This is a genomic window from Neobacillus drentensis (assembly GCF_021560175.1).
GTDB lineage: Bacteria > Bacillota > Bacilli > Bacillales > Cytobacillaceae > Neobacillus > Neobacillus drentensis_A.
Genome location: NZ_CP091110.1, coordinates 5,854,268 through 5,869,115, shown reverse-complemented (window position 1 = coordinate 5,869,115; position 14,848 = coordinate 5,854,268). Strand labels below are relative to the sequence as shown.

Sequence of the window (14,848 nt, the reverse complement as noted above, 5' to 3'; positions counted from 1 at the left end):
TAAATATATGAGTTGCTATTTATAAATAAAATACGTTCATTTACATGTATTCCTCGATTGCTCTTACTAGCTCAGAAGCCTTTATACCAAGACCTTCAGCAATAATGAAGACGGTGCTTAATTTTGGGCTTTTCATATTGTTCTCTAGCAAACTGATGTAAGAAGGGTCGATGGAGCAACGGTCGGCGAGTCCCCATTGTGTTAGATTCATGTCATTTCTTAATTTCTTCAATGGAACTCCTAAAAGAGCGATACGATTATTTTTCATTTTATTCTCCTTAAGTGTAAGTAATGAATTTGTCCCTTAATTGATTATTCTTGTGCGGATTTTTGAGTGCGTTTGCATTTTTGCGTTATATAAGGCATTTCACTAACGTATCTATTCAATCAAAGCAATACATTCATCTCTAATTCTATTACACTGCAAATAGGACTTTATAACTGCGGATAAGAGCAGATATAATCTATATATTGTGTGACAATTAAATGACATATGAGGCAGTTAACCATTAAATTCAACTAAAGATGAAAAGTTATATTTGCCTTCTTTTAGCCAGGTAATTTGATTCTGTTCTCCTGATCCTTTGAAGTATGAGAGGGGATGAGGATGGTTTCCCCTTTCGCTAGATATCTTTTTCAATTTTTGAGCGGCCTCAATCTTGTTTATAAAAAAGTTCCTCTTTAAATCGATAATAATCGAAACACCGTTGCTAAGCTCAACTTCAGTTTTACAGCCAAGGGACTTGGTTTTGACAATATGATCAGGGTTAAACCACACACAATCTTCCTGCCTTGAGGACTTATAAGGAAATAGACAAATGGCCTTATAGAAATTGACCATGATGGGGCACATATAGCCATTGCCCAGTAAGGATTTGGAACCTTTGATGGCTCCCTTTAAATCGAAGCCTATGTATTTTAATGTGTCCTCTATTACCTGTATTGGTGACCTGTTTACTAATAAGGTTTGTCCTCCGATCATGATTCTCGCGCAAAACCTCCCATGGCGGTTATATTCACCTGTCATTAAAATGACGTCCTCATACAATAAATAAAACTGATCAATAATCATAAAACATCTCCCTATTTGTTATTTAGAAATACTTAATTTGAATCAGCGTTACCTTTTTTGTGAGCAACTAAGTTGAGGTTTACTAGAATGTAATTGTCCTTCACCTCTTTTGCTGCAGGTTCTTCCCTGGTTTTAATAGATGTATTCACCAATTTCACTCGTTGGAAAATGAATTGTAAACATGGGAGCAACTTCCTCTGATATTATTTAAATATAATTAGGACCTTTTAACCATGTACTAAAGTATACAAAATTCGTCAAAGTTTGACAGTTTTGTGGACGGAAATTGGGGAAGCATAGGGACGGTTCTCGTGCTCCTTTTAAGGATTGCTCTTTTCAAGTTCATGATGACTGCATTCGTTCGAGCAGATTTTGTATCGATTGGACCACTAGGTCAAATTTTGACTCAATTCGGTAAAGTAGATAGAGGGTCACCACGATGGGGAATCTTACTTCGCTAATGAATGGGATAATTTGTTCCACTATTTTTCACTCCTTTTACCAAGAGGTATGGTTTTGACACAGGAGAACCGTCATCCACGATAAACAGCAAGGCCGGGTTCATGAGAATCCGGCCTTGCTGTACATTACGGTCGATGATTCTTGCACCTTTTGCAAAGTTAAGTTTGCCCTGCCTGTGGTAATTATGCATGCTGCAATAATCTGCGCTATGGATTGCCGAGGGTCGAAACTATTTCGTATGGTACAAAAATAAAATAGAACAAGTTAGAACTACCTAACCGATTCGTAAAAGGAAACAATCCATTGAATATATTTACCTAGGGCACTGATGGGATGACAAACTATATAACTAGTAATTTCCATTTATTAAAAAATATTATAAAATAATAGTAGTCTTAGGACCTATGGCAAGAAAAACTAAGGAGCTGGAATTATGACAAATACAATGCCTGTATTAGAAGGAAATATAGCGAAGAGAACGTTACAATTTTTTTGGTTAGCAGACTACTCAGGTTCTATGAGAGGAGCTAAGATGCAAATCTTAAATCAAGCCATTCGAGACGTGCTTCCGGAGATTCGAGACGCCGTTGCTTCGCACCCAGAAGTACAAGTTATGATGCGCGCCATTAAATTTAGTGACCGTGCAGAGTGGCATGTTGGACCAACTCCTGTGCCTATTGAAAATTTCACTTGGCATGATTTAAATGTACAAGGTTTAACAGCAACGGCAGATGCTATAGATATGTTATCAGATGAATTAGACATTGAAAAAATGAACAGAAGAGGGCTGCCGCCTGTATGCATTCTCTTATCTGATGGATTTTGCACAGATTCAGAAGAGGACTATAACAAGGCCATTCAAAAGTTAAATTCACTTCCATGGGGCAAAAGAGCCATCAGGTTGGTTATCGCTATTGGTGAAGAGCATGAATATGACGAAAAGGAATTATTAAAGTTCGTGAGTCACAATGAAATAGGGGTATTGAAAGCGAAGACACCTGAACAATTAATCCAATACATAAAATGGGCCAGCGTTACAGCAACAGTGGGGGCGTCTGTCGGGAAAAGCCATGTGAGCGCTGATAATAGTCAAAAAAATGTTGTTCTTCCTGCACCGCCTCCTGCTGTCCAAACAACACCAGACGATGGCTTTGATGTTTTTTAAAAGAGTGGGAGAGAAATGATGGACGATACGATGAAATGCAAAGATCAAATGAGTAAAAGCGGTAGGACCGTTTTCGGCTATTATACTATTTCAAGTGTTCAAGGTGCGTCACATGTTAAAGATCATACCCCCTGTCAGGATGCTTACGCTTTTTTAAACGATGGTGGCTGCGACCATCCCTTTATTATGGCGATTGCTGATGGTCATGGGGACAAGCGATACGATATGAGTCAGTATGGTTCGGAATTAGCTTCAAAGGTAGCTGTAAAACTATTAAGGAGATTTTACGAGGAACTTAAAGATTCTCATACTCTCTTATTTAGATCATTCAGAGATGATTTCCCAAAACATCTCATTAGGGAATGGCGGGAAGAAGTACTAAATCACGCAACTGATTATGGGGTTGATATCGAAAAACCTTCCGAAGTTTTCACAAGATATGGGACGACTTTGTTAGTCGCTCTTGTAACCAAAGAAGAAATATTAATTGGTCAATTAGGTGATGGCGATGCCGTATTAGTGGATGGTCAAGGAAACTGTACGACACCATTTCTACAAGATGATAGCTTACTTGGGAGTGCCACCTATTCCTTATCCTCAACTGAAGCAAGTCGTTTTTGGAAAGCTGCTCGGATGGATTATCCTACCCAAACTCAATTCTTGGCATTGAGCACAGATGGTTTATCCAATTGTTTTGAGGATGATGATAATTTCCATAAGTTTATGAATAGTCTTTACTTGAATTTGAAAAAGTCCGGGCCTATCTCTGAATATGAAGGCTTATCGAATATTCTTTTTCATTATTCTCAAAGAGGGAGTGGAGATGATATTACCTTAGCCGCCATTGAGCTGATCGGCTCAAAGGTGGGCGAATCACCTAACCCTGTAGGGAATGTGAAAGAGGTAAAAGTGGCTAACCCACAATCGTCGGTTGAAAAAGAGGCAGCGGGGAACAAGGAACTGGATGATGACATGCCCAAAATGGCTGAAGAGTCATTACAAAAACATGAGGGATCCCCGATTATTCATTTAAGCTCTAAGCCAGATGAGGAAAGTATAAATCTTCTGTTTAGCAGAAAGGACAGGGAGATATAGGAGAGTGTATAGTATGTCATTACAAATTGGTCAACAAGTGTATACGGAAACAACAAGAGAGCTTCTAACGATTAAAAAGAAGCTGGGTGAAGGCGGGCAAGGTGCTGTCTACCTCGTTGAAGGCCATAGTAAGGGTATAAAGGCATTAAAGTGGTACAACCATGAACAAGCGAACGAGGAACAGAAAAAAATGATACGAGATCTCGTGCTAGCTGGAGCTCCAAGTGGAGAAGCAGGAAAGCGTTTCGTTTGGCCTATCGATACCGTGGTTTCAGATGAATCTTCTCAGTTTGGTTATTTGATGGACCTAATAGATACAAGTCGATTTGCTGAATTAGGAGAAGTATGGGCAAAAAGAAAACCTACCCCAAACATGAAAGCTCTATGTGAAATTTCCTACGCTACTTCCGATTCATACAGAATGCTTCACTTGAGTGGAAGGTGTTATCGAGATATATCATCCGGGAATATCATGTTTGATCCGAAAAATGGGGACGTCTTAATTTGCGATAATGATAACATCGGGATTAACAACGAATCCGAAACACTTGTATGGGGTACTATGGAGTACATGGCTCCAGAGATTATTCGAGGGGAAGCGAAGCCGTCTACGGATACTGATTTACATTCGTTAGCGGTTTTATTATTTCAGCTATGGATTTGGCATCATCCTTTTCATGGCCAAATGGAGTATAGTGTCCGCTCATGGGATCTTAATGCAAAAAGGAAGATTTATGGTCACCAGCCTGTTTTTATTTTTGACCCTACCAAAAAGATGAATGAGCTTCCTAACGATCCGGATTATACAACTGCCAAGAAACGTTGGGAAGTTTGCCCTGAACCGTTAAAAGAAAAATTTATTCAGGCTTTCACCGTTGGGCTACAAAACCCGAAACAACGTGTCACAGAAAGCCAATGGCGGAAGTTGTTTTTACAGTTAGGCGACAGCATAGTTCCATGCGAGCACGATACAGCGGAAAACTTTTGGAGTGAAGCTAATAAAGAAGTAAATTGCTGGTATTGTGGAAAGCCTGTGGCGGTACCCCCAAGACTGTTGCTCAAAACAACTGCTGGCCAACAGTACATCTTGTTGAACCGCGGGACCGTTATTACAAGGCGCCACATTGATCCAACTGCTCCAGAGGAAGAATGGATGGGTATTGTCGGTGAAGTTGTCCAAAATCCAAACAATCCTTCTGTTTGGGGGCTGCGTAACAAATCGACTTCAAATTGGATCGGAATTAACAGAACCGGAGCGGAAAAGGAAATTGAATCGCAAAAAGCTGCCCCACTACAAGATGGATTAAAAATACAGTTTCATAGAAATGTAGAAGGCATCATTATTGGCTGATTAGATGGAGGCAAGGTATGGAACAGCCCACCCAGGACATTTTAAAAAACCTAATAAGAAATCATGGAATTAGTATTTGTTCAGAATCAAAAAGATTGCAAGGGATCCTTCAGGATTTGACAAGTGAAAGCAAAGGAAAAGTAAAAGCCTTAGTTTCTGTAGCGGAAGAAAATGTAGTCAGTGATTTATATAAGCATTCAGGGGGTCGGATTGATTACGCCCTTTATAATCGGTTGGTCACAAGAGTCCAACAGAATACAGCCATTGAACAAAACATTGTAGAGTGGGCGATTGATTGCTGGATCTATGCGTTAGACAAGCGTATTCCAGACATGCCTGCACTGCCATCAGGGCATAGCAATGGAAAGATCGCCCCAGTAACTCAGACGGTTTCCATACCGAACAATACGAATACCAGTACCACAAGGGGAACGAATTCGGTGTCTGTGAATCAAAATCCCAAACAACAGTCTGTCACTCAAGGTAAACAGACAAGGTTCCAACCATCAACGCCTTCTCCAACCGTAAAAAAGCGTAATAAGATATTTCCTCTTATCGCCGCAGCTCTTCTTATTATTGGAGTTTTTACTGGGGGGTATAAGCTATTTGCTTCCGGAAGTAGCCAAGACTCATCCTATGACAAGGAAGTGGCAAGTACGAACGGAGTAGTGGAACCGGCTGGTGGAGGGGATGCAGAACCGGTTAAGGAAGTAGATGCAGGTACAGATTCGGATTCAACTTCAGATTCAGGTGATTATATCCTATCTGAGAGCGAATTTACAAGATTAACAGAAAGTGATCTAGCCGACTTGTCATTAGCAGACCTTCGATTGGCTAGGAACGAAATATACGCGCGGCATGGCTATGTGTTTAAATCGGAAGACTTAAAATCCTACTTTAACCAAAAAAGTTGGTATCATGAGGATCCTTCTTTTGATGAAAGTGCGTTAAGTGAAACCGAGAAATATAATGCTAAGTTTATCCTCAGTAAAGAAGGATCAGGTTATATCTTATCTGAGAGCGAATATACAAGATTAACAGAAAGTAATCTAGCCGACTTGACGCTAGCAGACCTTCGATTGGCTAGGAACGAAATATATGCGCGGCATGGCTATATTTTTAAATCGGAGGATTTGAACTCCTATTTTAGCAAAAAAAGTTGGTATCACCCAGATGCGTCTTTTGATGGATCTTTAAGTGAGATAGAAAAATCCAATGCTGAATTGATTCAGAGCAGAGAGAGGTCCTTGCAGTGAGGAATAAAACATTCAACGTAGGAATTATCCTACTTTCTCTGCTACTCCTAGTGGCCATATTCTTTTATGTGACCCTTTCAGCAGAGAAGGACAATGTGTTAAAAGCTAATAATAAACAAGAGGTCAAAACAGTAGAAGTAAAAAAAGAGGTTCATCAGGGAAAGAATGATTCTGTTGCTTCTTTGAATGAGGAAGGGAAAGCTAGTGCACCTGACAATCATGAGAAAGCAGCCCAGAAAAATGTGGTTCCAGATAGCACCCGTGCCTCTGCGGTTTCAGATCAACTTCAGGAAAAAAAGTCAGTCCCACGTGAATTTCTTGTGGTGATCGATCCAGGTCATCAGAATCGAGCTAATACTGCTCCTGAGCCAATCGGCCCGGGGGCAAAGGAAGAAAAGATGAAGGTAACTGGCGGGACTTCCGGGGTGACTACCGGGAAACCAGAATATAAGTTAACTTTGGAGGCATCCCTTATTCTTGGTCAAATGTTGGAAAGTAGAGGGGTTAAGGTTATTTATACCAGAACAACTAATGATATAAACATGAGTAACAGAGAAAGAGCTGAGGTGGCCAATCAAAATGCCGCTGATTTATTTGTCCGTATTCACGCAGATGGCTCAACAGATAGAAATGTCCATGGTCTTTCGGTTCTTACTCCGGCAAGTAATAGTCCCTATACAAAGGCCATTTTCAGTGATAGTTTAAAAGCTTCCCAGTTCATTATGGATGAAACAAGAAAAAATTCATCCGTTAAAGTTAATGGGATTTCTTACAGAGGTGACATGTCCGGTTTCAACTGGTCCAAGGTTCCATGCACGCTTGTGGAATTGGGCTTTATGACCAATCCTACTGAAGATAAGAATCTATCAGACCCAATTTACTTAAAAAGTTTACTTACCAATATTGCAGATGGAATTTTGCAATACGCTAGTTACAAGTAGAACCATAGCGGTACTATCTAGCAATCATTTAAGCAAGTTTCTTGCGTTTAATTCGTTATTAACTTTTATATATATAAGTTTTGACAATAGGAAATTAACATCGAGGGGGAGTACATAATATGAAAAAGGTAATGGCAGTTTCTTTAGGAGCTTTACTACTGCTTGGAGGATGTAGCTCTAAAACAGACGAGGTCTATCAAAGCTCTATTCAAAAGGGTCTTGATGCAGTAGCAGAGGATAATTTTAATAAGGCTGAAGGATTATTCGAGGCAGCATTGGAAAGTAAAGACAAGGATAAGATAGCAAAAGCTTATTTAAACCAGATCCAATTGATTATAAAAGCAGATGAGTTAACTGCAAAAAGGAAAACGGAGGAAGCGCTACAGTTGCTTGACCAATCAACCAAGGTAAAAGAAGGTTCAAAAGTAATCTCTTCTAAATCGAAGGAAAAAGAAGAACAGTTAACCGCGATGCAGGAAAAACAAAAGATTTATAACACGATGTTAACAGATGCTAAGAAATTAACTGAATCTGGGGACTACCAAAAATCAAATGAAAAACTTGATGCTTTGATTAAAGAAGATTTAACTCAGTTTACAGCAGTTAAAGATGAAGCTATTAAACTAAAAGGTTCGAATGATGAATCTATTAAGAAGGCAGAAATTGCTAAAGCTGAACAACAGGCTAAAGCAAAGGCGGCAGCCGCTGCTGCTAAACCATCGATCAATGGTATAACTGCGGAAGAAGCTGTACAATTGTCCAAGCGATTACCAAGTTATCCTGATCTGGTTGCAAATGGCGATACTTTCAGAGCTCCAACTATCTATGATGGGTCATGGGTGATCAACATCGGCAGACCGAACGGATTAGCAGAAGGTTCCATTATTGTGGATAAAAATAGGACGGTTTCCTTTATGTATCCTAACGGGGAAGTAGATGAGGTTACCCCGTATTAAGTAGTTCTTAAAGCACTTATATCTGTAGCGTAGTGAGTGTCAAAAAACCGATAGGCGGGTTTGCGACACTCTTTTATGCTGCCTTCTTTATTCTTGGATCAGGGAAAGAGCGGTATGATTTGGCCCTGAGTAGTCAATCCTTTCACTTGAAGGTATGGTATTGTCGTCCCTAGAAACGATCGGAGAGGTTTTTCCTCTTAGAGTCTGAATATATTAAAAATAGTTAAGTTAGGAAGAATGTTATGAATGGAATAGAACTAATCTCAGGATTCATTTATTTAGTTGTTTGGCTTTTATTATTTCTTTTTCTTGCAGGGGTTTTTCGTTTTTCAAAATTTTGGGCTGCAGCAGTCGGTCTTTTAATCGTTGGCTTACTCTTGGAACACCCAACGATTATTATGGTTATTGGTGGAATCACAGCTCTTTTTATTGTGAAAAAAAGAAGAAACAAATTGATTGTGTTGGGAATTACAGTCGTTCTGCTTGTAAGTAGTTATATTACTTATAAAGATTACCGGACCAAACCATCAGAGACCACTGCAAGGGCTGTCAACCAAACGATTAAGAAGGGAGACCCTACCTTTACACAAATTCAGGAACATTTAAAGAAATATAATGATGCTTTTTACCAAGCTGCCAATGCCGGTAATTTTTCAATCGTAGAGCCCTATATAGATCCAAAGGCTCCCAATTTTTTAGAATATGAGAAAAATCAAATTTATGATAAGAGTGAAGACGACAAGAAAGAATATCTATCTCAATTAGAAATAAAGTCAGTTAACAAAATGTTTAAACATACATATCAAGTCATAACAAATGAGAAGATTTCGGTTAGAGAAAATAATCAGGAAAAGATAGAAGAATGGCAGAATACGTACACGATTACAAGTGAAGGTGGCAAATTTTATACGTTCGGATCAAGTCAATCGGAAAAAAACTAAAGGCAAGACTTTAATCAGGTTGGATCCTTTTTCGTTTGTAATTCTAGAAGATGAGTGAAAATAGCTCTTCTTGTATTTGGTGGAAATTATTTTAATACTTTGGATATAAGGTGCCTTTAACAATATATAGGAAATATAAAACAGAAAGAGATGAAGGGAATTATATGGCGAAAAAATTATTATTTACTTTATTTACAGGCTTTACAATAAGCAATTTTGTCTATTATTATGTTCCGTTAAAATCGATGCTCTACTTATTTTTAGTTACAACGATTATTGCTGGAATAGTTTGTTTTAAGTTTAATGATACAATTGCTGAAAGAATATTTGTGAATTTATCAACAGCAATACAAATTACATATGTAGTGATATTCTTTTTCTTTGAAAAACTGCAATATCATTTTCCAGCATCACTTCATAAAGATGAATTGTTAACGGTGATTTTCTTTATTTTGTTTTCTCTAATGGATAAAACTAAAAATGAGAAACTTAAATTAGTTTTACATGATGTATCAGTATCTACTGCGTTTGGAATGACCTTTGTATTGGGAATGCAAAGCATTCAACCAATACCACAAGCATTATACTTCTTTCCCGTTGTAACTGCCGCTAGTATTTTGTTGTTTGCAAAAAATAGAGAATCAGGATTATGGCTGATTTTACTTACCACGTTGGTTTCGTTAGGAATTGCTTATGTGCTTCCTATTGCATTGAATAACTTTCAAACCAATGTTTTTTGGACCTTGCCAGAAATCATCAGTTCCGATACGTGGTTAGTAGCTATCGTTATGGGATTACTATTTATGAACAATCTATTGAAAGAAAAGAAGGTAGAAAAGGAATATACAGGAAGGGTTTCAAGAATTCACTGGAGGGATGACTATTATTCTGATAACAATTATCGGAAAGGTCATTATTACAATAGTGAAAATGACAATAAATATAATCATTCATACAATACTAGTTTTTATGACGAAGAGAAAAAGAGAGGTAAAGAAAATACCTATAATCCTTTCGATGTAAACTATACCGATTCGAATCGCCCAACAGTAGGTAATCCTTACACGGAAAAGGAAGAAAAAAGCGAGAATCCTAACTTCTGGGGATATTCAGATTGGCAAAGAAAGAAAGCACTTGATGAAGAATTTTACGGCGTTCCAACATGGCAACGAGATAAAATAATAGAAGAAAGAGAACGCAATTTACCAGATTGGCAAAGAACAAATACTGATGAATTAGATGATTAGCAGGTGAAGCATGGGGACGGTTCCTATGCTTCTTTTTATGGGTTGTCTGACCTCTCATCCATTTACGAATAAACCCCAAATTTCAATAAAAGGTCAGGTTCAGATATGTGTAAAATAGAAGGCTTTGATGGTAGTCAAATCGGCTAGATAGGGATTTAACAGGAAAGGAAATCAAATATATTCATTGGATGGCTGATATAGATACAGAAGCGTTTGAGGTATTTGAAAGCATATTTGAAGATATTGGTTAAAAAGAGGGGGCTGATGAGCCTCTTTGTTATGAAATAAGTGGCAAGGTTCAAATTATTATCGGTGTAAAAGCTAATGAGATTTCTGGACATAAAACCGAAGAGGGCAGTAAAAAACTGGCGGAAAGCTCACTGGTTAATAAATGACAGTATTTTCGGACCTAAGGCCTGGGTAGAAATGTTTTATGAAAAAAAGCCTTTCCCGATCAAGAGGGGCTACCTGTCATGAATACTATTACTTTTTCAATATGTCTAAATATTCTTTCCACTGCCCCACGTCTGTCCTGTATCTTTCAGCCATAACTCGTACAATCTAGGCAATGTGAGTTAGATTATGGACAACCCATGTAGAAAGTTATTCACTTAACTTTACCTTACCAAATTTGGGGTGAGTGCCCGTTAATTTGAGATTCAACACAGGTTTGCTAACAGTTTTAAGCTTTGTCATATTTTGCTTTCTAAACGTTTTAAATGCTAACAACCTTTTTTCAAGTAACCTTTCAGCTGGTTCATTTATGTGCGAATAACGATCAAATGAAGGAAATCATTTACTTTCTCCTTCCTGAAGGATAAATTCTAACCTTGGCATCCAATTATTTTTCTTACCCTCAATGAGGTGCCCAATCACTTAGAAACATTCCAAGTTCCTTCACCCTCATTACATTGAAACCAGTCATCTGATAAATAGGATAAAAAATATTCCAATGATTTTGGTGTACGCTACAGAATCTCTGTTGCTTCTTTCAGATTAAAATGCATAACAAAAGCTCCTTTAAGTACTAATTAAAATATCTGATAAAAATATTTGTACAAAGCGAAAAGTCTAAAACAACTTAGTAGACTAGATGAAGCTATATAATTTTGGGATTAGATCACTGACAAAGAATCTAACAGATATTTTGGTGGGATTTGTTGAATCTGTTGAAGGTTGTTTAACAACCGTAATCTACTTATATGCCTATTTCCTTTATATTTAAATCTAATATAGTAAAATAATGCTTTTCCGACTCCTAAGTATGGTTCAGGCGTTGTCTCCGTATAATTACTTATCCCATTTTTTTTATACTTTATTGATACAAGTTGCATTTGATTATTTCCAACAAAACCATAGGTAAATAGATATTTGGCGTTTTTACTACTTAGACCCACTATTATCTGAGGTTTCTGTCTTAATCCTTTGAAATGATATCCTGTTATTTCAAGTTTATTAAGCTGCATTTTTACCTTATCTCCTCAAAATATGAATTATATATATTTCATTTTATTAGATATTCTCAGTTTAAAGTCCTGTTACTGTTAAACAATCAGGAACTACTAAAAAAAATAAAAACAATTATTGATTTTTCCCTCTTATAGGAAATATGAAAAAGGTGGCAACAGCAACCCAATCTTCAATTCTTGTTACCTTGGTTTAATAAGGTCCATCTCGTAATTCACACTTTCTGTTCGTACCTAAATTGTAATAGCATGGTTTCTATGTCCATTCAAAACTAGCGGGATAATAAAGGTACCAACTCATCATATCCTTGACTTAAGGCTACCTCTAAAGCGGTGACTTTATATGTACCCGTTAGATTGGGGTTAGCATTATAAGAAAGTAATAACTCCACTGCTTCTTTATTACGCGAAATGGTTGCACCTGCTATTGCGGGAATTCCTCCACCATCGATGAAATTAGGGTCAGCCCCATGCTCTAATAGAGTTTTAATAATGCTATTATGTCCTGCACCTATAGCAAATGTTAGTAAAGAATCTTTTAATTGTGTATTTTCTTTAATAATATAATCCGGATCTAATCCATTTTCTAAGTAGGATGAAAGTTTGTTCGTATCTCCGCTTAAGATAGCCATTTTTATATCGTCTTCTGTAAAAGTAATAGTTGCTGGTTTTTGTTCCTTGACAGTTATCTCTTCCTTAGGCTTCTCTACTGGAGCAACTACTTCCTCCGCATTGTCCACTTCTTCAATTGTTTCTTTATTCTTATTAAAGATTTCCTCCAACTGTTGGTCCGATACCTTTTCAGATTCAGATAAAGTCTCATGCTTTGGAGCATCAAGATAAAAGTACTTAAAAGAAAATAATGCGACCATTAACAAAATTCCTGTAAATGTTGAAACAGCCTTTTTCATGAACTCACCCTTTATTAAATGTTTTTACAAAAGAGAGTAGGCAGTACCTGCTCCCAATTACTCCTCTCGCTTGAGATGGTTTATAACCTTTTGGATTGTGCTTCTGCAATTAATTGGGCTTGTTTTTTCATCCGGGCATCTTTATTGGCACCATTAATGACTATCCACGCATGGACTACACCAGGAGCCCAAAAGCAAAGCGTTAGAAGTACATTGAATAGTGCTTGAAATGGTTTTCCTTTAATAAGGATTGCTACCGGCGGAAAAATAATTGCAAATAAATAAAGCATGAGTATATCCTCCTGTGCTGTGAATGATTACCTATTCTAGATTAATTTAGAAATCCCTTTTTTAGACCACCTATTTTTTAATAAGGCAAATCACCATTCAAGGTGTTAAGTAACTCAATTTCACTTATCATACTTAAGGGTTGTCTTAATCAGGCGACAAAGATTAATAATTTTATTTCTTCCAGAAATTTATTAAATTACATCATATAAATCAACTGTTTTTTTATAATATAATGAAAAAGTACTAGTTACATAGGAGGATGAAAGAACCAAAGATTATGTATCATTTCTAGGAGGAACTAGCATGGGGCAGGTTAAGGTTTTGAGGGGGAGAGTCAATTGATAAGGTTTTATAAAGCACTAATTTTGATGGTCGTTGTTACCCTGTTAATAATGAATATTCCAGTTTCAATAGGGGGTAAATTTCAAAATATAAAAGAAGTAAAAGCCTCCGGTGTGTTTTTAACTAGGGAAGAGGCAAAGCAGTTAGAAGGGAAAATTGCCGCAGACTATGATACTACTTCTTTTATTCGAGCGGATGGAACGGTTTATTCGACTGGGAATAACAATCAATTTCAATCGAATGTGAGCGATTGGAAGGATCTAAATAAAATTGTCGCTGGCAATTATTATACAGTGGGTTTAAGAAGCGACGGAACTGTCGTAGCCACTGGGAGTGATTCTTGGGGATCAACGAGTGTCAGTGATTGGACGAATATGGTTGACATTGCTGCCGGAGATGATTTTACTGTCGGCTTAAAAAGCGATGGATCTATAGCTTCAGCAGGGTATAATAGTTCTTTTCGCACCAATTTCAGTAACACGTCTGGGATTGTAGCCATTGCCGCAGGAAATAATCATACAGTTGGTTTAAAGAACGATGGAACCGTTGTGGCAGCGGGTGATAATTCCTCAGGACAAGGAAACGTTACGGATTGGAAGGATATTGTTTCATTATCTGCTGCCTCTGACCATACGGTCGGGTTAAAGAAAGATGGGACCGTGGTGGCTACAGGGGGAAACTGGAATGGTCCATTAGATGTAAGCGGCTGGACCGACATCGTTTCCATCTCTACGAGCAATTCCTTTACTGTTGGGTTGAAAAGTGATGGTACATTGGTTGTGACTGGTACATTGGATAAGTATGCCCAAAGGATTTTATCAGAATGGAAAGGGATTGTCGCTATAACAGCTCAAAGTAATCAAATCGTTGGTCTTAAAAGCGATGGAACCCTTGTGTCCGCTGGAGGCAGTGATCTTGGGCAGCGTAATGTAAGTGATTGGAGAGATATCACTGCCATATCTGCAGGTGGATTTCACACGGTTGGTTTGAAAAAAGATGGGACCGTAGTTGCCGCCGGGAATAATGATAATGGACAGCTTAATGTCGATGATTGGACGGGCATTAAAGCGGTGGCCGCCGGCTTTAATCACACAGTTGGTCTAAAAACAGATGGAACCGTTGTGGCCACGGGAATGGATTATTATGGAACCCTAAACGTGGGTGACTGGAAAGAGATTGTCGCTATCGCAGCAGGTGATCACTATACAGCGGGTTTAAAGAGTGATGGTACAGTAGTTGCCACTGGGTATGATTATTATGGACTAACAGGGGATGTAAATGATTGGACAGATATCGTCGCGATCTTTGGCGGTCAAAACAAATTGTATGGCCTAAAAAGTGACGGGACTGTC

At 38.0% G+C, this 14,848-nt stretch carries 14 protein-coding genes and 2 pseudogenes; 9 read left to right on the top strand and 7 right to left on the bottom strand.

Annotated features, from left to right (window positions below; translation table 11 throughout):
• Positions 1-40: 40 nt before the first annotated feature.
• The 3 genes from L1999_RS27670 to L1999_RS27660 form a co-directional block, all read right to left on the bottom strand.
• Positions 41-268, bottom strand: a complete 228-nt coding sequence (locus L1999_RS27670; protein WP_235741465.1) for a helix-turn-helix domain-containing protein — start codon at positions 266-268, stop codon at positions 41-43.
• Positions 269-502: 234 nt separating this feature from the next.
• Positions 503-1,072, bottom strand: a complete 570-nt coding sequence (locus L1999_RS27665; protein WP_235741464.1) for a competence protein ComK — start codon at positions 1,070-1,072, stop codon at positions 503-505.
• Between the two features lie 342 nt (positions 1,073-1,414).
• A complete protein-coding gene (locus L1999_RS27660) occupies positions 1,415-1,555 on the bottom strand; it encodes a YvrJ family protein (RefSeq protein WP_235741463.1) in 141 nt (46 codons plus the stop codon).
• A gap of 412 nt (positions 1,556-1,967) precedes the next feature.
• Here L1999_RS27660 and L1999_RS27655 point away from each other — a divergent pair, with 412 nt between their 5' ends.
• The 8 genes from L1999_RS27655 (at position 1,968) to L1999_RS27620 (ending at position 10,486) form a co-directional block, all read left to right on the top strand.
• The gene (locus tag L1999_RS27655; RefSeq protein WP_235741462.1) at positions 1,968-2,699 is read left to right on the top strand and encodes a vWA domain-containing protein; all 732 of its coding nucleotides are present in this window, start codon (positions 1,968-1,970) and stop codon (positions 2,697-2,699) included.
• Between the two features lie 15 nt (positions 2,700-2,714).
• Positions 2,715-3,794, top strand: a complete 1,080-nt coding sequence (locus L1999_RS27650) for a PP2C family serine/threonine-protein phosphatase (protein ID WP_235741461.1) — start codon at positions 2,715-2,717, stop codon at positions 3,792-3,794.
• A gap of 13 nt (positions 3,795-3,807) precedes the next feature.
• Positions 3,808-5,145 carry a protein kinase domain-containing protein gene (locus L1999_RS27645; RefSeq protein ID WP_235741460.1) on the top strand — a complete coding sequence of 446 codons (1,338 nt, stop codon included), beginning with the start codon at positions 3,808-3,810 and terminating at the stop codon, positions 5,143-5,145.
• Positions 5,146-5,162: 17 nt separating this feature from the next.
• The gene (locus L1999_RS27640; protein WP_235741459.1) at positions 5,163-6,401 is read left to right on the top strand and encodes a YARHG domain-containing protein; all 1,239 of its coding nucleotides are present in this window, start codon (positions 5,163-5,165) and stop codon (positions 6,399-6,401) included.
• Positions 6,398-7,342, top strand: coding sequence for an N-acetylmuramoyl-L-alanine amidase (locus L1999_RS27635; RefSeq protein WP_235741458.1), 945 nt, complete (start codon positions 6,398-6,400; stop codon positions 7,340-7,342). Before L1999_RS27640 ends, L1999_RS27635 begins: the two co-directional genes overlap by 4 nt.
• A gap of 119 nt (positions 7,343-7,461) precedes the next feature.
• Complete coding sequence (locus L1999_RS27630) at positions 7,462-8,298, top strand: hypothetical protein (RefSeq protein ID WP_235741457.1); 837 nt, start codon at positions 7,462-7,464, stop codon at positions 8,296-8,298.
• A 242-nt stretch (positions 8,299-8,540) separates the two neighbouring features.
• The gene (locus L1999_RS27625; protein ID WP_235741456.1) at positions 8,541-9,239 is read left to right on the top strand and encodes a TcaA NTF2-like domain-containing protein; all 699 of its coding nucleotides are present in this window, start codon (positions 8,541-8,543) and stop codon (positions 9,237-9,239) included.
• Between the two features lie 164 nt (positions 9,240-9,403).
• Positions 9,404-10,486 carry a hypothetical protein gene (locus L1999_RS27620; protein WP_235741455.1) on the top strand — a complete coding sequence of 361 codons (1,083 nt, stop codon included), beginning with the start codon at positions 9,404-9,406 and terminating at the stop codon, positions 10,484-10,486.
• 483 nt (positions 10,487-10,969) lie between these two features.
• On the opposite strand, the pseudogene L1999_RS27615 reads toward L1999_RS27620, so the two are convergent.
• The 4 genes and pseudogenes from L1999_RS27615 to L1999_RS27600 all read right to left on the bottom strand — a co-directional run bounded on the left by L1999_RS27615 (position 10,970) and on the right by L1999_RS27600 (position 13,153).
• A pseudogene (locus L1999_RS27615) lies at positions 10,970-11,439 on the bottom strand (DinB family protein).
• Positions 11,440-11,601: 162 nt separating this feature from the next.
• Positions 11,602-11,952 (bottom strand): hypothetical protein, encoded by a 351-nt coding sequence (locus tag L1999_RS27610; RefSeq protein ID WP_235741454.1) that lies wholly within the window; start codon positions 11,950-11,952, stop codon positions 11,602-11,604.
• Between the two features lie 272 nt (positions 11,953-12,224).
• Positions 12,225-12,863: an ankyrin repeat domain-containing protein gene (locus L1999_RS27605; RefSeq protein WP_235741453.1), complete on the bottom strand. Its 639-nt coding sequence runs from the start codon at positions 12,861-12,863 to the stop codon at positions 12,225-12,227.
• Positions 12,864-12,943: 80 nt separating this feature from the next.
• Entirely contained in the window at positions 12,944-13,153 is a 210-nt protein-coding gene (locus L1999_RS27600) for a YqaE/Pmp3 family membrane protein (protein ID WP_235741452.1), read from the bottom strand.
• A gap of 717 nt (positions 13,154-13,870) precedes the next feature.
• On the opposite strand from L1999_RS27600, the pseudogene L1999_RS29930 reads away from it, so the two are divergent.
• Positions 13,871-14,791: pseudogene (locus tag L1999_RS29930) on the top strand (RCC1 domain-containing protein); the annotation flags it as partial.
• Positions 14,792-14,848: the final 57 nt, after the last annotated feature.